Origin of the sequence: Aquimarina celericrescens (assembly GCF_042682765.1) — a bacterium.
Classification (GTDB): Bacteria; Bacteroidota; Bacteroidia; order Flavobacteriales; family Flavobacteriaceae; genus Aquimarina; species Aquimarina celericrescens.
Map to the genome: position 1 here is coordinate 21090 of NZ_JBHUHY010000030.1, position 22938 is coordinate 44027.

The 22938-nt window shown below is 33.6% G+C and carries 20 protein-coding genes and 1 pseudogene; 14 read left to right on the forward strand and 7 right to left on the reverse strand.

Going from position 1 to position 22938, the window contains the following annotated elements:
- Window positions 1-33 precede the first annotated feature (33 nt).
- From ACFSJT_RS18210 to asnS, 3 genes are all read left to right on the forward strand, one after another.
- On the forward strand, window positions 34-2475 hold the full coding sequence (locus ACFSJT_RS18210; protein WP_378321767.1) for a DUF5686 and carboxypeptidase-like regulatory domain-containing protein: 2442 nt from the start codon (window positions 34-36) through the stop codon (window positions 2473-2475).
- Window positions 2476-2561: 86 nt separating this feature from the next.
- Complete coding sequence (locus ACFSJT_RS18215; protein WP_378321768.1) at window positions 2562-4961, forward strand: efflux RND transporter permease subunit; 2400 nt, start codon at window positions 2562-2564, stop codon at window positions 4959-4961.
- Window positions 4962-5557: 596 nt separating this feature from the next.
- Window positions 5558-7000 (forward strand): asparagine--tRNA ligase, encoded by a 1443-nt coding sequence (asnS, locus tag ACFSJT_RS18220; RefSeq protein WP_378321769.1) that lies wholly within the window; start codon window positions 5558-5560, stop codon window positions 6998-7000.
- Window positions 7001-7014: 14 nt separating this feature from the next.
- Here asnS and ACFSJT_RS18225 read toward each other — a convergent pair whose 3' ends face one another.
- The 4 genes from ACFSJT_RS18225 to ACFSJT_RS18240 all read right to left on the reverse strand — a co-directional run bounded on the left by ACFSJT_RS18225 (window position 7015) and on the right by ACFSJT_RS18240 (window position 11781).
- Entirely contained in the window at window positions 7015-7596 is a 582-nt protein-coding gene (locus ACFSJT_RS18225) for a hypothetical protein (protein WP_378321770.1), read from the reverse strand.
- Complete coding sequence (locus ACFSJT_RS18230; protein ID WP_378321771.1) at window positions 7596-8060, reverse strand: ankyrin repeat domain-containing protein; 465 nt, start codon at window positions 8058-8060, stop codon at window positions 7596-7598. The genes ACFSJT_RS18225 and ACFSJT_RS18230 overlap by 1 nt, the downstream gene beginning before the upstream one ends.
- 180 nt (window positions 8061-8240) lie before the next feature.
- A complete protein-coding gene (katG, locus tag ACFSJT_RS18235) occupies window positions 8241-10493 on the reverse strand; it encodes a catalase/peroxidase HPI (protein ID WP_378321772.1) in 2253 nt (750 codons plus the stop codon).
- A 529-nt stretch (window positions 10494-11022) separates the two neighbouring features.
- The gene (locus ACFSJT_RS18240; protein WP_378321773.1) at window positions 11023-11781 is read right to left on the reverse strand and encodes a helix-turn-helix domain-containing protein; all 759 of its coding nucleotides are present in this window, start codon (window positions 11779-11781) and stop codon (window positions 11023-11025) included.
- Window positions 11782-12106: 325 nt separating this feature from the next.
- On the opposite strand from ACFSJT_RS18240, the gene ACFSJT_RS18245 reads away from it, so the two are divergent.
- The 5 genes from ACFSJT_RS18245 (at window position 12107) to ACFSJT_RS18265 (ending at window position 14520) form a co-directional block, all read left to right on the forward strand.
- Window positions 12107-12502, forward strand: coding sequence for a YbjN domain-containing protein (locus tag ACFSJT_RS18245; protein WP_378321774.1), 396 nt, complete (start codon window positions 12107-12109; stop codon window positions 12500-12502).
- A gap of 148 nt (window positions 12503-12650) precedes the next feature.
- Window positions 12651-12914, forward strand: coding sequence for a hypothetical protein (locus tag ACFSJT_RS18250; RefSeq protein WP_378321775.1), 264 nt, complete (start codon window positions 12651-12653; stop codon window positions 12912-12914).
- Window positions 12915-13032: 118 nt separating this feature from the next.
- Window positions 13033-13521 carry a MarR family winged helix-turn-helix transcriptional regulator gene (locus tag ACFSJT_RS18255; RefSeq protein ID WP_378321776.1) on the forward strand — a complete coding sequence of 163 codons (489 nt, stop codon included), beginning with the start codon at window positions 13033-13035 and terminating at the stop codon, window positions 13519-13521.
- Window positions 13514-14044, forward strand: coding sequence for a GNAT family N-acetyltransferase (locus ACFSJT_RS18260; RefSeq protein WP_378321777.1), 531 nt, complete (start codon window positions 13514-13516; stop codon window positions 14042-14044). The genes ACFSJT_RS18255 and ACFSJT_RS18260 overlap by 8 nt, the downstream gene beginning before the upstream one ends.
- Window positions 14041-14520 (forward strand): GNAT family N-acetyltransferase, encoded by a 480-nt coding sequence (locus tag ACFSJT_RS18265; RefSeq protein WP_378321778.1) that lies wholly within the window; start codon window positions 14041-14043, stop codon window positions 14518-14520. The genes ACFSJT_RS18260 and ACFSJT_RS18265 overlap by 4 nt, the downstream gene beginning before the upstream one ends.
- Window positions 14521-14581: 61 nt before the next feature.
- Here the strand turns inward: ACFSJT_RS18265 and ACFSJT_RS18270 are convergent, their stop codons facing one another.
- The gene (locus tag ACFSJT_RS18270) at window positions 14582-15394 is read right to left on the reverse strand and encodes a hypothetical protein (RefSeq protein ID WP_378321779.1); all 813 of its coding nucleotides are present in this window, start codon (window positions 15392-15394) and stop codon (window positions 14582-14584) included.
- Between the two features lie 642 nt (window positions 15395-16036).
- On the opposite strand from ACFSJT_RS18270, the gene ACFSJT_RS18275 reads away from it, so the two are divergent.
- The 6 genes from ACFSJT_RS18275 to ACFSJT_RS18300 all read left to right on the forward strand — a co-directional run bounded on the left by ACFSJT_RS18275 (window position 16037) and on the right by ACFSJT_RS18300 (window position 21564).
- Window positions 16037-16759, forward strand: a complete 723-nt coding sequence (locus ACFSJT_RS18275; protein ID WP_378321780.1) for a hypothetical protein — start codon at window positions 16037-16039, stop codon at window positions 16757-16759.
- A 183-nt stretch (window positions 16760-16942) separates the two neighbouring features.
- Complete coding sequence (locus tag ACFSJT_RS18280; RefSeq protein ID WP_378321781.1) at window positions 16943-17437, forward strand: hypothetical protein; 495 nt, start codon at window positions 16943-16945, stop codon at window positions 17435-17437.
- An 83-nt stretch (window positions 17438-17520) separates the two neighbouring features.
- On the forward strand, window positions 17521-18204 hold the full coding sequence (locus ACFSJT_RS18285; RefSeq protein WP_378321782.1) for a sensor histidine kinase: 684 nt from the start codon (window positions 17521-17523) through the stop codon (window positions 18202-18204).
- 180 nt (window positions 18205-18384) lie between these two features.
- The gene (locus ACFSJT_RS18290) at window positions 18385-19023 is read left to right on the forward strand and encodes a response regulator (RefSeq protein WP_378321783.1); all 639 of its coding nucleotides are present in this window, start codon (window positions 18385-18387) and stop codon (window positions 19021-19023) included.
- A gap of 475 nt (window positions 19024-19498) precedes the next feature.
- Window positions 19499-20959 (forward strand): RNA polymerase factor sigma-54, encoded by a 1461-nt coding sequence (rpoN, locus tag ACFSJT_RS18295; RefSeq protein WP_378321784.1) that lies wholly within the window; start codon window positions 19499-19501, stop codon window positions 20957-20959.
- Complete coding sequence (locus ACFSJT_RS18300; protein ID WP_378321785.1) at window positions 20959-21564, forward strand: hypothetical protein; 606 nt, start codon at window positions 20959-20961, stop codon at window positions 21562-21564. The genes rpoN and ACFSJT_RS18300 overlap by 1 nt, the downstream gene beginning before the upstream one ends.
- On the opposite strand, the gene ACFSJT_RS18305 is transcribed toward ACFSJT_RS18300, so the two are convergent.
- Window positions 21559-22263, reverse strand: a complete 705-nt coding sequence (locus ACFSJT_RS18305; protein ID WP_378321786.1) for a porin family protein — start codon at window positions 22261-22263, stop codon at window positions 21559-21561. The genes ACFSJT_RS18300 and ACFSJT_RS18305 overlap by 6 nt on opposite strands.
- Before the next feature lie 143 nt (window positions 22264-22406).
- Window positions 22407-22869: pseudogene (locus ACFSJT_RS18310) on the reverse strand (ExbD/TolR family protein).
- Window positions 22870-22938 lie beyond the last annotated feature (69 nt).

Genomic DNA, 22938 nt, shown 5'->3' on the forward strand with positions numbered 1-22938 from the left:
TTGTATCTTCGTTTTTTGAACTCTGTCAGTATAATGCGAAACAAATTATTTTGTTTATTATTTTTCACCCATTTTGTTTTAATATCCCAAGTTACTATTAGAGGTACCGTTATTGATGCAAGCTCAAATGAACCCCTACCGTTTGCAACCATAAAAACAGGAGATTCATCATATGCGCTTAGCTCTTCTGATGGCGAATTTATGATTAGATGTGAGAAACACCCTCTTCATCTAACAGTGAGTTACATCGGGTATAAAACAAAAAATATCCTTATAACAGAAAATACAGAAGAAAAAATTGAGGTAAGTTTATTTCCAAAAGAAGAGAATCTTGCTCCTGTAAATCTTAAAACAACAGAAAACATTGCCGCCAAGATAATCAAAGAGGCGATCAAAAAGAAAAATATCAATAACCCTAAAAAATACTTTAGTAGCTATAGTTACAAAAGCTACAATAAATTTAAAATCACAGAAGATAATGAAGCTAGATTAGACACTCCAGACACTACTAATGTGGCTATAAAACAGCTTATCAATAAGGCTCATTCATTTTTATCAGAAAAAATCAGCACACATCAATTCAGTAAAAAAGCCGGAGAAAAAGAAACGGTTTTAGCGACAAGAATGACTGGTTTTAAGGATCCAATCTATGATGTTCTAGCTATAAAAATCCAGTCCAACTCATTATATGAAGAAGACTACACTATTTTTGGAGATAAATATGTTGGCCCCTTGTCAAATCGCGCGCTAAGAAACTATTATTATAAAATTTTAGATACTACCGAGGATAAAAACCCAGCTTTTGTTATCCTTTTTCAACCCAGAAAGTCAAGAAAATATGCTAGTCTAGAAGGGGTGTTGTATATTGATATGAAAACCTTGGCAATTCAAAAGGCTATTATTGAATTGAGAGGAGAGCTTGACGTAATGGCTACTCATAATTTTGAGTATATTACTAAACGGCAAACTTGGTTTCCAGTAAATCAGGAGATTGCTATACGACCTGGAATCGGAAGGCAGAAAGTAAGTCTCTTTGGTGGTCAGATATCGGTAGGGAGCTTGGCCAAAGATAAAAGAAGTTCAACTGGAAACAATGATTTTTTGGTTTCAACAACCGATTTGTTTGACATTCAAATAAATGACAAGCAGAATGTAAAACAGAGTCAAGCCTCTGTAAAAATCGATCCCGAAGCAAATAATCGACCTGAAGAGTTTTGGAATCAGTATCGTACCAGTGCTATTACAGAAAAGGACTTAAACTCTTTTCCTGTTGTAGATAGTATTGTAAAAGCCCAAAACATAAAACGCAGGATAAATGTTATACAAAGTTTTGGATTGGGATACTTCCCTGTTGGATTTTTTGATTTTGATCTCACCTACCCAATTAAGTATAATAATTATGAGGGATTAAGGATAGGCTTGGGTGGTCTAACCAATACTAAGTTTTCGCGAAGATTTAGGTTAGAAGGATATTTGGTGTACGGTTTTAGGGATTCAAGATCTAAGTACGGAGTTGGTGGTGGTGCATTGGTGAATAGAAATTCCAACTCGTGGCTTAATTTCAATTATACGGATGACATAAAAGAAGTTGGTAGCTTTCTATATTTAACAGACAGAAGAGTGTATTCATTATTCGAACCACGTTTGGTGAATATAGACTTCTATTATAAACATAGAACCTGGAGAACAAGTTTGCAGCATCAGATTTTTCCGAAGCTCTTATCTGAAACCGAATTTTCTGTAAGCAATATAAATCAAACAGGAGGATACAGGTTTTTAAATAATGAAAACTTATTTTCTGCATATAAAACAGCAGAAGCTACTATTGCCTTACGTTGGAGCCCATTTAGTAAATTTCTGAAAACTCCTACTGGGATTAAAGAAATTCAAGATGGATATCCAAAAATCACTATGCAATACACCCATGGTTTCAAGGGAGTATTTGACAGCAATTTTAATTACAGTAAAGTCGGGATCAAAGCAGAGTATATTATTAATCGTATCAACCTATCTAGAACAAGTTTACTTTTTGAAGCAGATCTAGCCACTGGAGATGTTCCGCTTACACACTTGTATCATGCCTATCCAAATGCGCCCACAAAAGAAACCGTCCTACAGCGATTTTCTGTAGCAGGACGCAGGACATTTGAAACCATGTTCTTTGGTGAGTTTTTTAGTGACAGGCTAGCAACATTACAGGTAAAACACTCTATAAAACCCATTAGAATTGCTAATTGGTTAAAGCCAGAACTAGTTTTTATCACTAGGTATGCCATTGGAGATATAGAAAATCCCGAAAATCATCAGGGAGTAGAATTTACATCACTGCAACGACTTTATCAAGAATCCGGTCTTGAAATCAACAAATTATTTGCAGGATTTGGACTAAGTTTTGCATACCGATATGGTGGGTATCATCTCCCGAGATTTGAAGACAATATCTCATTTAAGTTTACTTTTTATTTAAAACTATAATTGCGTTGATTATAATTAATTTTCTTAGCAAAATTGGTCACTTGTAATCCCTCAAATCCTTACATTTGCAACTGGAAAATAAAGGAATGACAAAATTATTCACCTTTGGATTTTGGAATGCATTAGCTGGTATTATACTGCGTAATCGAGCTGTAATATTCTTGGCAATTATAGGAGTCACTGTTTACTTAGCTTTTCAGTGGAAAAATATGAGGTTTTCTCATTCTGAAGCAAATCTCCTTCCAGATGATCATATAATAAATATCCAATATCAAAATTTTTTAGAGAGGTTTGGAGAAGAAGGTAACTTAATCGTGATGGCTGTAAAAGATAGTACTCTTTTTACTCCCAAAAAATTAAAGGCCTGGAATGATTTTAATAATTCTTTTAAGAAATATGAAGAAATAGATCTCGTTATTTCAATCGCTGATCTCAAGACTTTAGAAAAAAAAGACAACCCTGCTAGATTTGAGTTAGTACCCTTCATCAAAGATTCTAGCTATACCAAAAAACAAGTTTCTGAATACGAAAATGAGCTTTTTAACAACTTACCATTCTACGAAGGATTAGTATATAGCAAAAAATCTCACACGGTGCAAAGTGCACTATACCTTAAAAAAGATATCGTAAATACTAAACTAAGAAAAAAGTTTATCCAAGATGTTTTACAACCTGCGGTAGAAGCATTTGAAACGAACTATAATCTTGACGTAAAAGTGTCGGGTATGCCATACATTAGAACGTTGAATTCTCAAAATATTATGGATGAGATTTCTGTTTTTATTTTGGCCGCGTTATTAGTTACTTCATTAATTTTCTTTTTCTTTTTCAGGTCTGTTAGGGCTACATTTATTTCAATGACAGCTGTAATTATTGGAGTAATGTGGGCTTTTGGACTTTTGGGGCTTTTAGAATATGAAATTACAGTTCTTACTGCAATTATTCCTCCTTTGGTCATTGTTATTGGTATCCCTAATTGTATTTTCTTAATTAATAAATATCAGCAAGAAATAAAGAAACATGGTAACAAAGCCAAGTCCTTACAACGTGTAATTACTAAAGTTGGAAATGCTACCTTAATGACCAATGTGACCACGGCTTCGGGATTTGCAACTTTTGCTCTTACCGAGAGTAAACTACTCAAAGAATTTGGTATTGTAGCTTCACTAAATATTATTGCTTTATTTATACTTTGTCTTTTGGTGATCACTATTATTTATAGTTATATGCCGCAACCTAAAGAAAGACACTTAGAACACTTGGGTAAAGCCTGGATGGAGAAGCTGGTTGACTGGATGGAAAATATGGTAAAAACCAGACGTGTAACGATTTACTTTTCTTCGGTAATTATACTAATAGTTAGTATTATCGGTATTTATACCATCAAAGTTTCGGGTAGCTTATTAGAAGACATGCCGAAAACCGCAGATTTTTATAAGGATATTGTTTTTTTCGAAAAAGAATTTGATGGTATTATGCCATTAGAAATATTCATTGACACTAAGCGGAAACAAGGAGTATTAAAATTACCAACGCTTAGACGCATGGAACAACTTCAGGAACTTCTTGAGGAAACTCCAGAGTTGTCAAAACCAATTTCTATTGTTAGTCTCGTCAAATATTCTAAGCAAGCATTTTATAACGGTAATCCGAAGTATTACCAAATACCTACAAGCCAGGAAAGAAACTTTATTTTACCCTATGCCAAAAGTTTTGAATCTGAGTCTGGTGTCATGAAAAGCTATGTAGATTCTACCGGAAGATATGCACGGATAACCACATTTATGAAGGATGTCGGAACCGATGAAATGGATCGTATTGAAGCTACTCTCGCGCCCAAACTCGAGAAAATATTTCCTAAAGATCGTTATGAAGTATCATTTACAGGAAAAGCACTCATCTTCCAGAAAGGAACAAAATATCTGGTATGGAATCTCACATTCTCTCTTGGATTAGCAGTAATATTAATAGCTCTCTTCATGGCATGGATGTTTAGATCCTGGAAGATGATTGTTATTTCTTTGATACCCAATTTATTACCGCTACTCATGACTGCAGGTTTAATGGGATATCTCGGTGTGCCTATAAAACCCTCGACCATATTGGTTTTTAGTATTGCATTTGGAATCTCTGTAGATGATACTATACATTTTCTTGCAAAATACCGACAAGAATTAAAATCAAATCATTGGAGAATTAGAAAATCAGTTCTTGCCTCATTACGAGAAACGGGTGTAAGCATGTTCTACACCTCTACCGTTCTGTTTTTTGGTTTCTCTGTATTTATGATATCGAGTTTTGGAGGAACTAAAGCCCTTGGTGGTTTAGTTTCAACTACCCTGCTATTTGCTATGTTAGCCAATCTTTTATTACTACCCTCTTTACTACTTTCTTTAGAGCGTAGCATTGCCAACAAAAAGACACTAAAAGAACCTACCCTTAAAATTATTCCCAGCGAAGAAGAACTTGACGATTCTGAAGAGTAACAATAAAACTAATTATATCTTATAAAATAAAAGCCCCGCTAAAAAATTAACGGGACTTATGTAAGATAGATTACCCCAAAACCTATCGAACTAAACTTAACGTAAACACAATCGTCATAATTGCTTAAGCAAGATACTATCCCTTTTTGTATTTTGAAATAGCTTCAAGGGGGGAAAAATCCCCTTTTTTATAATTTGAGTTAAAATTTAACATTATTCAAGTTGGAAAATTCTATTGATTATATTCCCAAATAACTGATTATCAAATATATAAGATATAAAAAATATGTTTGAGAACTACGGCTTTTTCTTAAGAAAAACCTCAAAAAATATGTTGTTTTACTATAAAAAACCTCTGATTTATGGGTTTCCTCATAGAATTGCAATCCAAAAAAGCGTCAGATTTTCGAATATCGACTTTATGAGTTGTACAACTCACAATAACAGACACAAAGCAATTTATATACAAGTGGTTTTTTGAATTCATAAGATTATGCTTCAATCAGATTAAAAAATTATCTTTGCTACCTCAAATTTTAGAAGTTCAATATTTTATTCATTTTGAGAATTAGTACTATTGTAAAACATAACACATAATGAAGCATACCAAAGTAATAGAAGTATTAAACAGTGATAAGCTATTACAACCTGTAACTATAAAAGGATGGGTTCGTTCTTTTCGTAATGATCGCTTTATTGCGGTAAACGATGGATCTACTATTAATAATATTCAATGTGTATTAGACGATGATACCATAGACGAATCCATTAAAAATAGAATTAATATTGGTGCTGCGGTAATAATTACCGGTACCTTGGTAGAAAGTCAGGGTAAAGGTCAGCGTGTAGAGATACAAGTTACAGATGTCGAAATTGAAGGCGATGCCGATCCCGAAGAATTAAAACTGACCATCCTTTCTCCAAAGCGTCATACTTTAGAGAAATTGCGTGAGCAAGCTCATCTAAGAGTCCGCACTAATACATTTGGTGCAATCATGCGCGTGCGATCAAAGCTGTCGTTTGCAATTCATGAATATTTCCAAAAAAACGACTTTTATTATGTGCATACTCCTATAATTACCAAAAGTGATGCTGAAGGTGCTGGAGAAGCCTTTAAAGTTACCAATCTTGATCTGAATAATATACCAAAAAATGATACTGGTGAAGTCGACTATAAAAAAGATTTCTTTGGTGGTGAAACTAATCTAACCGTATCCGGGCAGTTAGAGGCTGAGACCTATGCAATGGGACTAGGTCAGGTATATACTTTTGGACCTACTTTTAGAGCAGAGAATTCAAATACTTCTCGTCATTTAGCAGAGTTCTGGATGGTTGAACCCGAAATGGCTTTTTGCGACCTGGACGGAAACATGGATCTAGCAGAAGATTTTATAAAATATGTAATTCAATATGCATTAGACAATTGTCAGGATGATTTAGAGTTTCTAGAGAATCGTTTAGTACAGGAAGATAAACAAAAGCCGCAGGTAGAAAGAGCCGAAATGTTGTTACGCGACAAGCTTAAATTTATTCTCGAAAATAATTTTAAAAGAGTAAGTTATACTGAAGCTATTGAGATTTTGAAAAACTCTAAACCAAACAAGAAGAAGAAATTCAAATTCCCTATTGAAGGCTGGGGTACCGATTTACAAAGTGAGCATGAACGATTTTTGGTAGAAAAGCATTTTAAATGTCCTGTAATTCTATTTGATTATCCAGCAGATATCAAATCCTTCTATATGCGTTTAAATGAAGATGGAAAAACAGTAAGAGCGATGGATATTCTTTTTCCTGGAATTGGGGAAATCGTGGGAGGATCGCAACGTGAGGAGCGTTTGGAAGTTTTAAAAGAAAAAATGGCTGCCCTTGATATTCCAGAAGAAGACTTATGGTGGTATCTAGACACGCGTCGCTTTGGAACATGTACTCATAGTGGTTTTGGACTTGGTTTTGAACGATTGGTATTATTCGTTACTGGTATGGGTAATATTCGCGATGTAATCCCTTATCCAAGAACGCCTCTTAATGCGGAGTTTTGACAAAATAATAAGAACTAGTTATAATATTTCTTCAATAAAATCTCAGAGATTAAATCCTGGATAATCTGTTTATCGGGGCTTGGTTTCTGAGATTTATTTTTGGCTCTTTCTATCTTTTCAGAATGTGGCATCCTATTAGTTTCTTTAAGTACGTTGAGCACTTCCTCAAAAAACTTATTAAGGATAGGTATCAAATGTTTATTTGACTTATTTTTTTCCTTGATATGAATAAACTTTTTAGTATATGCCAGAAAAATCTGAGGATATTGAGCAAAGGTCATTAATGCTTCGCAAAAGCTTTGGTAAACTTTTTCTCTACTCGAATTATTTCTAAATTTTAGTTTTGATTGATCAATATGCTTTAAAGTGTATAAAAGAACACTTTCTTTAATAAAGGTACTATAATCGTTTTTAGAATAATAATAGACTTCCATTCCGATATTTGTATTAACCACCAAAACCTCATCTCCTATATTTTCTTTTAAAAAAGATTCGAAAATTGCAGCAGTAGACGAAGACATCAATAATCGTCTATTGATATGTAAAGATCTTATAGTAACAGATTTAATATCTACTATGTCTTTTTTTGGGTTCACTAGGTAAGATTAATTAATTTTGAAATTTCTAAACCTTGATTTTTTGCATGCATTTCTGCAGTGTGTCCAGTATTATCTTTAGCAGAAATATCTGCTCCGTTATTTACCAATAATTTAATGATTTCTTTTTGTGCAAATGTTGCTGCATAGATAAGAGCTGTGGCATTATTGAAATTTTTCTCATTTACATTAGCTCCTGCCTCAATAAGCAATTTGGCAACCGAATAATTACCTTTAAAACAAACACCCATTAATGCTGTATTTCCTGAGCTATCCTTGGCATCGATATCAGGATTATGGCTAAGAATGGCTTTAGTAATATCTTCAAATCCATAATAAGAAGCTAAAAGTAAGGGGCTAGAGCCTCTATCGTCTTTTAGATGAACAAGTTGAGGGTTCTTATTCAAAATAGCTTGAACTTCTTCTAGGTTTCCTGATCTAATGGCATTAAAAATAGTATCCATTGGGTAATATATTTTTATTAAATATGTATTCTGAATTTCATTTTAAAATATCAAAAAAAACTTGAACACACTATAATTATCAGAATTTTATCATTTTAATAATCAAGTTCTTACTTAAAAAAGGGTGGTTGCGATCAAACCACCCATAAACTATATTTTTTAGGAGATGTAATAATAATCTTAGGCTAAATCAAAGCGATCAAGATCCATAACTTTACTCCAAGCTTTAACAAAATGATTTACAAATTTCTCTTGAGCATCTGCGCATGCATAAACTTCTGCCAATGCACGTAACTCTGAATTAGATCCAAATATGAGATCTACACGAGTACCTGTCCATTTAAGCTCGCCTGTTTTGCGGTCACGTCCTTCAAAAACATCATCAGACTCAGAAACTGCTTTCCAGGTGGTACTTAAATCCAGTAGATTTACAAAGAAATCATTAGTAAGAGATGCTGTACGCTTTGTAAATACTCCATGCTTTGAATGATCAGCATTAGTATCAAGAACGCGCATCCCACCAACAAGCACTGTCATCTCTGGAGCTGTTAGTGTAAGTAATTGTGATCGATCAATAAGCATTTCTTCTGCCGAGATATCATATTTATCTTTCACATAATTACGAAATCCATCAGCATTTGGTTCAAGTACAGAGAACGATTCTATATCTGTCTGTTCTTTCGACGCATCTGTTCTTCCTGGTGCGAATGGTACAGTGATATCATAACCAGCATTTTTTGCCGCTTGCTCTACACCGGCACATCCCCCGAGAACTATCAAGTCAGCTAGTGAAACTTTTTTATGGCCAGAATGACCAGTATTAAAATCTTGTTGAATATCTTCTAAGACCTTTAATACTTTTGAGAGTTGGTCTGGATTATTGACTTCCCAACTTTTTTGAGGTTCGAGACGAATGCGTGCACCGTTGGCTCCTCCACGCTTATCAGAATCTCTATAAGTAGATGCAGATGCCCATGCCGTAGATACCAATTGAGAAATAGATAATTCTGAAGAGCGTATCTTATTTTTCAAATTTTCTATATCCTCTTTATCAATTAATTTGTGAGTAACCTCGGGAACAGGATCTTGCCAGATCAATTCCTCATCAGGAACATCGGCTCCAAGATAACGAGATACAGGCCCCATGTCACGATGCGTTAATTTATACCATGCACGAGCAAAAGCATCGGCAAATTCTTCTGGGTTTTGGTGAAAGTGTCTGGCAATTTTTTCGTAATCAGGATCCATTTTTAATCCCATATCTGCCGTAGTCATCATCAAATCCTGTGTCTTAGATGGATCGTGAGCCATAGGAGCCATTTTTGCCTTAGAAGCTGCCGTGGGCTTCCATTGATGAGCACCGGCAGGACTTTTGGTTAACTCCCACTCATAACCAAATAGCACATCAAAATATTCATTATCCCACTGTGTTGGCTTAGTGGTCCATGCACCTTCAATACCACTAGTAATGGTGTGATCGCCAAAACCACTGCCAAATGTATTTCTCCAGCCCAATCCTTGTTCTTCGATAGTCGCTCCCGCAGGCTCTCTACCAACATATTTGCTTGGATCTGCGGCACCATGAGCTTTTCCAAAAGTGTGCCCTCCTGCTACCAATGCAACGGTCTCATAATCGTTCATTGCCATTCTTCCGAAGGTCTCACGGATATCCCTAGCAGATGCAACAGGATCCGGATTACCATTTGGCCCCTCTGGATTTACATAGATCAGTCCCATCTGTACGGCACCTAGCGGGTTTTCAAGTTCGCGATCACCTTCGTATCGCTTGTCACCCAACCATTCCGTTTCAGATCCCCAATAGATATCTTCTTCGGGTTCCCAAATATCCTCCCGTCCTCCTGCAAAACCGAAAGTTTGAAATCCCATAGATTCTAAAGCAATGTTTCCTGCCAGAATCATAAGATCTGCCCATGAAATTTTCTTACCATACTTTTGTTTTATAGGCCATAGCAACAAGCGTGCTTTATCAAGGTTACCGTTATCTGGCCAGCTATTCAATGGTGCGAAACGTTGGCTACCTGAACCAGAACCTCCACGTCCATCTGCAATACGATACGTACCGGCACTATGCCATGCCATACGAATAAAAAACGGCCCGTAATGACCATAATCTGCAGGCCACCAATCTTGAGAATCAGTCATCAGTTTATGAAGATCTTTTTTTAAGGCTTCAAGATCAAGAGTTTTGAATTCGTTGGCATAGTCGAATTCTTCTCCCATAGGATTCGACAACGAAGAGTGTTGTCGCAGAATATTCAATTTTAATTGATTTGGCCACCAATCACGATTGGATGTGCCCCCACCCGCACTTTTCTTATGGGCTCCATTAAGAAAAGGACATGCTGCCTCACTATCATTAATGTCCCATACTCTACCTTTAGGTGATGTTTCTGTGTGATTACTTTTTTCCATATTAAAAGTTTAAAGAGTTTATAATTTTAGACCTCTTAAAAATACAATAATTTTTAACTATTAAATTTGTTAATTCTATAAATAATACTTATTTAGTCATTTATTACTCTTATGAATAATTTTTTAGACAAGTCGTATTTGCTTGTAAAATGAATAGAGATATCGAATATAAAATAGTAAAGGTCTTTGTAAACAAGGAACATCGTTTCACTTTGTAATAAAGATAGCAACTTAAATAATAAAATTATATAGAATTTAAGGAATTAGTGCTCTATCCATTTTCTGAAGTCGGGAGTATTCGAAGAACGTATCATCATTTTTTCATCAATACCCTTAATTTGATCTGTAATCTGTTTTTAAAATGATTTTCGATTGTATCGATTGTTGGTTGTAAACAAATCTTCTTTTCATTGAATAACTAAGTGTACATAAGAAATTAACTATTTCTGACATTGACCATTTAAGGAATCCCCAAAACGTACGCACCTCTTTTAAAATAATTAGATTTTTCTCATGTATTAAATTAGCATTACGACAATCGGTTCTTCATCTTCATCAACTCTTGTTCAATAAGGAGTAATTTTTCTTCCACATGATCTCCAAACTCAGGAATTCGTCTGCAGAAAACATACCGTACCCTCCAAAGTTCCTTTATATCTGAAATCGGAAACTCTTCATCTTCTATATTTTTATGATCCGCTCTTAGGACAGCATTTCCTTTGGTTAAGTAGAGTCTTCTAAAAATTAGTTTATTATCTACCAACACAAAAACCAAAGTACCATTATTCAGCTTCTTGATGATGGTAGACGGTACTTTCTCTCCTATCACAACATCCTTGGGATAAAATCCTTTGTCATGCGAAGTCATTTCAAGATTAGTAACCGTATACCCCCTGAATTCTTTTGTAGGATTTAAAGGAAGTTGCAGGGCAGGAAGTTCTTTGACAAAGCCCTCTTTATTAAAATATGTGATATAATCACTAGATGTATTTTCTGTAATACACGGAATGGATGCAAACTGTTCTCGTTTTACATCTTGGGCATATGTGGTAAGGTCTCCTTTGAATTTCAGTAATTGATTTACCGTTAATTCGCTAGTCAACAAATCATCGATTTGAATGCTAAAATAGTTAGCAATTTTTATAATAGTCTCAATCTTTGGTTCACTTCGACCCTCCTCATAAGCTCCTAAAGTACCCCTTTTCAGATCAAAAAGCTCTGCAAATGCCTGCTGACTCAAGCTCTTTACGCCACGAATTTTCTTTATATTTTTTCCAAAATAAGACATTATTGCTAATTTTATTTGCAATTATAAAAAATAATTGTACATTTACACTAACAATATTAGCTAATATTCGATCAAAAAGCTAATTTTAGTAGAAATACTTGATAATTTTATTCTTTTTTTAAGAAGTGAGAGATATTATACTAAAAATTTTAGCACATCACATTATTTACTAACTTAAATCATTCGTAATTATGATCACTCTAATACTATTTCTTGCTAATTTAGCCAAAGATATCATCCAAAACTTTTGTTACTTTTTGTAATATTAATAGACCTATAGAGGTCAGAAGTATTTAAATTATTCATCAATCAAAACAATAATCTAATGCAAGATCATTATAAAGTAGTAAAAGATTATTTACTACAACTTCACTATGATATCACTCATGAAAATGACAGAGAAGGAATTTTCATGATCAGCAAAGCATCGAAAGGAATCAAGAATTTGATTCTTGGTGTTTCTCCGCCTATTCTAATCATGGAACAGTACATTTGTAATATCAAGAATAAAAGTGAAACTGTTTATCGTAATTTATTACAGAAAAACAGGGATATTCTTCATGGAGCTTTTGTTTTGGATGAAACAGGGGAGAAAGTAATTTTTAGAGACACGCTTCAGATTGCTAATCTAGATCTCAATGAACTTGAAGGCTCATTAAACTCTATCGGAATTTTATTAGAAGAATATTCTGAGCAGATTATTAATTTCTCGAGGTACTAGTAGTTCATATTCTTAAGGAACTCTCGAGAAAGTATAAGGGAACTTATCGTTCTCTACTCTACCGTTTATTAAAACATTTTATAAGCTACTAAAGCTTTCAGAATTTGAAGGCCGGAATAGAAATTGTCTAACTTAAACTTAATTTATTATGGGATTTGGAGGAGCAACCGCAGCAATGATCACATCACTCAAAAACAATAGCAGGCGTAATAAACGTGAAGCTTTTGATGGGTGGACCACATCAGATAAAGAAAGTCAAGGAATCAAAGTAGCACCTGTTTCAGAAGATTCTCTTGCCAAAATAAGAGAGAAACTCAAGAGACAAAGAAAAGTGGTCTTTCATAAAAACTTAATCGCACTTGGCTTGATGATACTATTAATTTTTGGATGCATGCTATACTTACTAAATTAATAGTAAATACAACCCTATTCTATACCCCAAGGTGGTAAATCTTGGGGTTTTTTCTATCCCCTATTTCAATAAGTTGAAAAAAATCAGTATTTTTACATAAGTACTTATATAAATACTTATGCAAGATAAATTACAGGAATATGGCGAGTTGGGATTAGGATCACGATTAAAACGGTTAAGCGAACTTATGATGAAAGAGATTCAGGTGGTTTATACCACCCATAACATAGACTTTGACCCCTATTTGTTTCCGATTTTTAAGACAATCATTGATCAAGAATCAGCAACCACAACAGATATACAGGAAGCATTACAATACACCCAACCTGCTATAACCCAAGCATTAAAAAAACTAACCGACAAAAAGTTGGTACACTATAAAATTGACCCTATAGATAAGAGAAAAAAGTTTTTTCGCCTATCTCAAAAAGGGAAAGAGATGCATCGACAACTTCAACCTTTGTGGAAGGTAATCGATGAACAGGTAAAATGGTTAACCGAGGGAAGTGCCACAAGTCTAACACGCCATTTAACCTATCTTGAAAATCAGTTAGAACATAAGTCTTTAAGTCAAAGAATACTCGAGAAATATAACGAAAATGCATAGCATAAGACAGGTAACAATATCAGACACCCATAGTATTCTTGCTTTATATAAAAGAGTAAGTCAACAACCCGGCGGTATTATACGGGTTTATGAAGAAATCGACCTTAACTACATCCAGCGCTTTGTAAACAAAAGTATTGATGACGGACTTATCCTGGCAGTTTCTCACCCCAAGGATCCAGATCGTGTTATTGCCGAAATTCATGCTTATCAGCCTAACTTGTCGGCGTTCAGGCATATTCTTACAGATCTCACCATCGTAGTTGATCCGGATTTTCAAGGAAAAAAAATTGGAAAATTACTTTTTACTGAATTTTTAGAAGTTATAAAAGAAGAGTTTCCACATATTCTTCGCATCGAACTATTTGTGAGAGAGAAAAATATGAATGCTATTCAATTTTACTCAACTTTAGGCTTTATGAATGAAGGAAAACAATATCAAAAAATTAAAAATCTTGACCAAAGTTTAGAAACACCTATACATATGGCTTGGTTTAACCCAAATTATAATACAGCATTATGAAAAATTCTAAAATCATGAAAGCTTCAATCATTCCATTCGATTCAAAATATGCAAAAGATTTTGCTCGTCTTAATATAGAATGGTTAGAAAAATATTTTGTTGTAGAACCTCTGGATAAAGAACTATTAGAGCAATGCGAAGAAACCATTATTAATAAAGGAGGGTATATTTTCTTTGCCAAAGTAGATGAAGAAATTGCCGGAACATTTTCTTTAATTAAAATAGAAAACGGTGTATACGAACTTGGAAAAATGGCCGTTTCGCCAAAATTTCAAGGGTATAAAATAGGACAACAGCTATTGGAATATTGTATTAATTTTTCTAAAAAACAAGATTGGAAGAAACTAATTCTGTATTCAAACCGAATCCTTGAAAATGCCATTTATATCTATTCTAAATTTGGCTTCAAAGAAATACCTCTAGAAGATAATCCTCTTTACAAGCGCAGTAATATAAAAATGGAACTTTTATTATAAGAAGTCTGCCATGTCTCATATTGCAAAGCAGACTTCCTTGATGAATTCATCTTTTAACGAATCAAAATCTCTTTGATATCTTATAATTTTTACCATAATTATTATCCCAATACTCCTGGTCACCCACTCTATAAACCACAGCATATTCGATATTCTGAACACTGGAATCAAAGCTTATCGAAGTTTCCCATTTATCTATGTCGAATTGATTTGAGCTTAAGATATAATTTGAATACCCAACCCTAAAATATCGTTGATAGCTTAAAGAAACTCGTTGTGTAGTTGCCCAGCTATCTGTTGTATATACCGCTTCTACTTCTCCCGGCGAACCATAGTCTCTTCTTGCGTCTACATTAATAGCAAAGTAAGTACCCGCAAATCTCGTAAAATAAGTATCTACAGAAACTTCAACTTCTGGAGCCAAGTATGCTCCAATATTGGTAGATATATTGTAATTAGAACCGTTGTTATTGTCCCAATACGTTTTTCCATTTACGCTATACTTTACAACAAATTCATTACTATAGATTTCTGTATCCGGCGCTACCTCGCCAGCCCAAATCTCTTCATTATTTCCAATCTGTTGCTGAAACGTTAAGGGAATATCAACCCATTCATCACTAGTAGTACTATGATATATAGCTACTTGTTTTTGAAATGCCAGGTTTTTTACTTTTACGACAAAACGTCTTACGTATCGTTGTCCCACAGGGCTACTACTATTAGAGGTCCAGGCCCTTATGAGCTTTACATTCGTAGAACTGTTTTTTGCTGCCGCTTCTATAGATTCATTACTAGAATCCAGATGATCTTTATCAAATGTACAAGAGTACAGGCCTATAATAATGGCGACTACTACATAAATTTTTCTCATAATTACTACTTATTAGATGACACTTTGGGTTTATTTTTTCGAAAATTAGAGTGGTTATAAAAGCTTTATCCTGAAGGTATACAAGGCAATAAAATGAACCAATCGAGCGGTGTTGATTTAACAATTATTTTACCAAAAACGTTTTCGGAAAAATTGTTTTTTAACTTAAAATTAAAGCCGGAATTTTGAAAATATCAGGTTTTCAGTCGCAACCGATTTCGTAGTATAGAAATGATATTGAAAACGAAAAATATAGTTCCTTTTACACGAAAATTATAGGGGGTTTTTAGGGTAGCGAAAAGCTTTTCATATCGTTTTATGAAAATTGTTACCTTTTTTCGTAGGAGCTTTTTTGCCATCAGAAAAAGTATGAAATATCGGCTTATGAATAGGAGAAGAGTTGTTTCCCTTAATTTAATAGGGGTTTTCACCCCTTTTTACAAGTGTAATTTTTCCTTTCCTACATTAGAAATCCTTACAAAACTCCTTAATTAACAGAGGATTACCTTATACTTTCTTTAACAAATATTGTGATACCCTTTTTAAAACTATAGAATAATAGTATTTTTAAATTGAAAACGTAACTAATTGTCATTCTGGCAATGGCCAGAAAATCACTAACATCTTAAAAAATCCTAAACCATGGCAGACGAATTAAACAATGAACAAAGCAAAACGAACTTTTTCCAACGAATTAAAAGATACCCATTAGAATATATAGGAGTTGCTGTTGTCGGTGCAATCGCCGCATTTTTAATCATAGGAAAACAAGAACCAGATCTAGGTCCATATCCACCTAGTGGAAACCCGGTTGAAACTTTGACTTTCAATGAAATTCTGGACTTTTATCATAATTTTGATGATCTAGATGCCACCATACAACGATATACTCGTGGCAGAACAGGAGATTCTACCTTTATAGCTTCTAGAGCTGTTTCTTTTGATTATCAGGAATTAATTGACTATTTAGATTTTATACAAAATAACGCGAAAGACGCTAAAATTGAAATATCTCAATTAAGATTTTACTTTGGACAATATGAAAATGTAGGAAATAAAGATAAAAACTACAGACAAACCTTATTTTTTAACCCTACTACAAAATTTAAAATAGGAGATAAGAAAGGAGATTTGTCATATGCCATTGTAAGATCTGGTGAGAAGACCACGGCTGTGCCTTTGAGTAGCGTTTTAGACACTATTAAAGACCCCAAATTTGGTAATTTGAGATCGACTAAAGAAGGAATTCCACAAGAAGCTTCAATACTATCGATATTATCAGCGAATCCAGAGATGTTTTATGGAGCGCAATCACAGGCAAGGAATGCAGGTCAACTTAGCCCTCCTCCATCAGATATAGAATAGAAAATTAAAAAAACTGTGGATCAAGAAACTTTAATTTTATTGAGAAACTTCTCTTCATTAGTAATTGAATTAATTACGGCGATTGTTGGGACTTTATATTATTATAAATATAAAAATTCTATTCTTAGGTATTTTTTAATTTATCTATGGTTCATAGTTATTTGTGAATTTTCTGCTTATATCATGAGAGAGTTTTTTGGAATTAGAAACAATGCATTACTGTTTAACTTATTCTATTTAATAAGTTTTACTTATTTATTAAATACATATAGATTAGTCATAAAAGACTCAGTAAGAAAAAAAATTGTAAAATATAGTATAGGTACATATATAACGTTATTTACAATAAACGGTTTTTATGAAAACTATTTGATCGAATCTCAAACCATACCGTTTATTATGGCTTCTTCCTTTTTAATTCTTTCAGTAATATTTTATTTTGTAGAAATTTTAGGAACGGAGAAAGTGCTTCACACCAAAAAAAATCTTTTATTCTGGATTAGTGTTGGTCTACTTCTATTTTATGCTGGAAGTATTCCTTTCAGAATAGCACTTAACTACTATGCAAAAGCAGGAGGGTTTAATTTTTTATTTGCTATCAATTATTTGCTTATTATTATTTTAAATCTTTGTTTTATTATTGGCTTTATATGGAGCAACAAGAAACAGTTATACTGATCGCGAGCTTTATACTTATTATGCTCATTGCCATCATAATTTTTCTTTTCCTAATTTTTCAGAAAAGAAAAAACACATTACTCATGCAACAACAAGAAGCTCAGAAAAAGTTTGAAACCGCTATTGCAGAGACCCAGATCGAAATTAGAGAAGAAACCTTGCGTAATATAAGTTGGGAGCTGCACGATAACATTGGTCAGCTCCTAACTTTGGCCAAAATACAGGTAAGTATCGCACAAGATAATCCTTATAAATTACAAGAAGTGACCGATACGATCACCAAAAGCTTGATAGAGCTACGATCGTTATCAAAATTGATTAACCCCGAGGCGATAAAGAATCTTAACCTTACCGAGGCGATAACTTTAGAGATAGAGCGATTCAATAGAATGCAATTCATTAATGCATCGATAATCAGTAATGAAGAAATAGAACCACTAGATGATAAAATTGAAATTATAATTTTTAGAATATTGCAAGAATTTTTTACTAACACTATCAAACATTCTAAAGCCTCGAACTTACATGTAGATGTGGCATATAACAAAGAAAAACTGGTTATACATGCAAAAGATGACGGGATAGGTTTTAACAGTGATGATTTTAATACAAAAAAAGGTATTGGCCTCGGCAACATACAAAATAGATGTAAATTAATTGGCGCAGAGGTTTCGATTACTTCTGAAAAAGGTAAAGGAACCGAAATGAACCTTATTTATTATTATAAAAAGGAAAATATGAACACAACAACAAACGAAGTTAGCTAACTTTGTAAGTACAAACCATTCACACAAATACAATAAACACATGAAACGAACATTAACAAATTTTAAAAGTTTCTTCACAAAAGGAAATGTTTAAAATTTTTAATGTGAGAGCGTGGCGATTACATACGTTCTCAATTTTTTAATTCATTTGTTTTCAATTAATTAAAAACATTTAGACGTATGAAATATTCAGTAGTAATCGTAGAAGACCATATTTTACTGTCTCAGGCATTATCTGGATTAGTTAATGGCTTTGATAAATTTAAAATATTATATATCTGCAAAAACGGTAAAGAATTGCTAACCCGCTTTAAAGACCCAAAAAACATACCCGATATTGTGCTAATGGATATCAATATGCCCATCATGAATGGGATTGAGACTACTGCAGCGCTTAAAGAACAATATCCTCAGGTCAAAGTATTAGCACTATCTGTAGAAGAAGACGAAAATACTATCTTAAAAATGTTGCGGGCTGGTGCTAAAGGGTACCTCTTAAAAGATACAGAAAAAAGTATCCTGGAAAATGCATTAATACAGGTACAAGAAACAGGTTTTTATCATACTAAAGATGTAACCAATCTATTATTAGGTTCCCTAAACCCAAAAGAAGAAAAACAAGTCATGCTTAAAGAGCGCGAGGTAGAATTTATCAAACATGCTTGTACAGAAAAGACATACAAAGAAATTGCCAGTGATATGTGCTTGAGCCCAAAAACCATTGAAGGATACAGAGATTCTATCTTTGAAAAGTTAAATCTCAAAAACAGAACAGGCTTGGTTATTTATGCTATCAAAAGCAAGATTTTTACACCTTAAATTGAAATTTCTTCAGATAAACCCAGCATAGGTTGGGATCTATATCCTCAAATCAATTACCTTAATATATTCCTGCCTGAGCAGGAATGACAAAACATATTAAGTTTGTGAGCTTTGTTTTATAAACAACGTTTATATCTTAGCCTATAACACTTCATGTCCCCCCAGCGTAGGCTGGGATCCATATCGCCAAATCAATTGCTTCAATTGATTTCAGTTTTGGCAAGAGATAAGCACTCACTCATCCAAGCAACTTTATTTTATTTAGGATACTTTTATACTAAAAGAAGTATCATTGTGATATATTGTAATTACCTTTTGGCTCGTTTATTGATCTAGCAACAAAATGAAATCATGATCACTATTTAAAATATGGTGATTTAACAACTTCATTAAATAAACTAACCATCTAATACTTCCTTAAAAACAGTGTTTTTTGTTTATTTTTGTAAGTAGAAGAACATTGATTTTTTTTATGCTAAAACAACAATTAAATTTTAAGCTTTCACAAAAACTATCCCCACAGCAGATTCAACTCATGAAGCTGATTCAACTTCCTACACAAGCTTTTGAACAAAGACTTAAACAGGAAATGGAAGAAAACCCAGCACTGGATAGTGGTAAAGAAAAAGCAGATGACTATGAGGATACATTTAGCAACGAAAATACTGCCGAGGATGATTATGGAAATGAAAAAATAGAAACCGACATTAATGTTGATGAATATCTAAGTGATGATGAAATACCAAGCTATAGATTAAGTTCTAACAATTATAGTTCTGACGACGAAGATAAAAGCGTACCCTATGCATCAGGGACATCATTTCATCAACATTTAATTAATCAATTAAACACATATAGATTTGACGAAGAAGAACGTGAGATAGCAGAGTTTTTGGTGGGTAGCGTAGATGAAAGTGGTTATATAAGAAGGACTATTCCTGATATTTTAGATGATCTTGCGTTTACTCAAAATGTATATACTTCTGAAGAAAAAATAGAAAGCGTTTTAAAAACAGTGCAGCAATTGGATCCAGCGGGTGTAGGTGCACGAAGCCTGCAAGAATGCCTATGGTTGCAACTCGATAGAAAAGAGACAACTATCCCTATAAAATTAGCTTCTGAAATACTAAAAAAAGCTTTTGATCATTTTAGTAAAAAGCATTATGAAAAACTTCTGGTAAAATTTGACGTTACCGAAGAGCAACTAAAGGAAGCAATTGATGAGATTGAGCATCTAAATCCTAAACCAGGTGGAGCCTATGCGGGTAATACGCGTATGGTAGAACATATAGTCCCCGACTTTACTATAAGAATTGTTGATGGTGAATTAGAGCTTATCTTAAATGGCCGTAATGCTCCAGAGCTCCACGTATCCAGAGAATATAATAATATGCTACAAGGATATAAGGCTAGTAAGGAAAAATCTAAATCTCAAAAAGATGCAGTTATGTTTATAAAACAAAAACTGGATGCTGCAAAATGGTTTATAGAAGCTGTAAAACAACGCCAACAAACGCTTTTTATCACCATGAGTGCAATAATGCACTATCAAAAAAGTTATTTCCTTAGTGGAGACGAACGTAACTTAAGACCTATGATCCTTAAGGACATTGCCGATGAGATTGGTATGGACGTAAGTACCGTATCCAGAGTGGCTAATAGTAAGTATGTAGATACTCCTTACGGGACCAAGTTGATCAAAGAGTTCTTTTCTGAATCTATGACTAATGTTGAAGGTGAAGAGGTTTCCACCCGCGAGATAAAAAAAATATTAGAAATAACGATTGGTGAAGAAGACAAGAAAAAACCGTTGACTGACGAAAAACTTGCTAAAATCCTTAAGGAAAAAGGGTACCCGATCGCTAGAAGAACTGTAGCCAAATACAGGGAACAATTAGAAATTCCTGTAGCAAGGTTACGAAAAAAAATTTGATGAACTTTTTTCTGAAAAGCATTTCTTACATTTTTCATCCGCTTTTAATGCCTGTACTTGGAGCAATTATATATTTTGCTGCTGCACCTAGATTTATTCCGGAAGATATTATAAAAGCAAAAATGGTAGGCCTGACCATATTAACTATTTTTATCCCTATCATACTGTTTTTCTTTCTTAGGAATATGGGTACCATTACATCTATCGATCTGGAAAATGTAAAACAACGTAAAATCCCTTTATTACTGCAATCTATTTTGTTGATAGTCGTTATAAAAATGATTATAGACGTATACCACTACCCAGAGTTATATTTTTTCTTTTTAGGAATTTTGTTCTCTATGCTAAGCTCCATTTTTATGATCCTGTTTAATATTAAAGCAAGTCTGCACATGATAGGAATTAGTGGTGTAACTATGTTCACCATTGCACTAAGTATACATTTCGGAATGAACCTAATATTACTTATTACTACACTGATGATTGCGAATGGTTTAGTAGCTACTTCTCGTTTGCATTGTAAAGCTCATAGCAACCTTGAACTTATATTGGGTTTTTTGATTGGTGTCATCCCTCAATTAACCCTGGTTAATTTTTGGTTATAGGATATAAAAAATTAGTCCAACTTTGGCAGGGTTTAACCCTATTGTATTTCCATCTATCTCTGCATTATCATCAAACAAAGAATTTAAGCTGTAATAAAAATGGAAATTAAAAGTGTTCCATCCAAAGGTAAATGTAGCACCAAATCGCCACCGATTTAATTCATTTACTTTTGTTTGCCTTATTTGAAGATCTGATTGTTTAAAATTAGAACTGAAATGATATAAATAACCTACTCTGAAACCCGTGTAGATTCTATAGAACTTGTGAGTCTCAGGAACAGAAGTACGCCATCTAAACTCTAACGGAGCTTCTATCAGATGTGTAGTAAATTGATTCCTGTCAAAATCCTCACCATCCAAATTGATAAATACACTCTGTTCTGTACCCTCTTCTTCTCCTATAAAAAGGTTTTGATTATATACATTAACAGAATACCCAAGACCTAGACCAAAGGCAACATTTCGCCTCTTGTTGATCGGCATATCCCTTGTAAATCCCATATGGACTCCTACAGAAAAACCTGATTGGTTTATATTCGCTGGTCGATTAAAAAGCAAATTATATGTTATCCCTACATAAAATTGATCTTCTCGATAAAGCGAATCTATAACTTTGTTTTGATCAGGCTCTAGTCCAGTATCTTGTCCTAGAGAAATAGACCCCCAACTACAACAGAAAATGAATAATAACTTTTTCATATAGGGTACTAAAATAAATCTATTTCTTTAAAAACTATGTAAACTCAATAAAAACAAAAGAATGATAACAAAAAAACTGTTCGAAAACAGGTCTTTTATTTAATCTCTGCAATATACTCTCTATATCTTAGGGTTGAAAGTAATCAGATGCTGTTCTTTGTAGTGTAATTAATTTTAAACGCAACCTCGCTCCTAATTCTTTTTTTGGTATCACCAACCAATCCCATATTAGTATCTTTATCCACTCTTAAAGAAGCAATTGACAATGAACGTAACTCTTCTCTTTTAGAAGTTCTTTCGGCCTAAACAAAAGCTTTTGTTTCATTTATTTCGGTAAATTTATATATTAAGCTGGATTCTCGCTTTTGAACCCATAGCCATAGGTCTTGAACTAGGTTTACCAACATCAATATTCATAATTAAACTCTTATTATCCAATTGCTCTACCTAATTCGCATACGGCAATTTATTTTCGATCATAAAAGTATTTTAACGCATTACCGTTGCAACCATGAAAAAGAAAAGTAACATAAATACAACATCTGGTAACGAAGCTGTAGAAATAGCTGATAATTCGCCGCTTTTTTTCTTTTTAAACTTAGACATAAAAATTTTGTTTTACGTTACTACTATTTTCTTGGTTCAGCCTCAGAAAGTTTCTCAGGAAACAAAAAC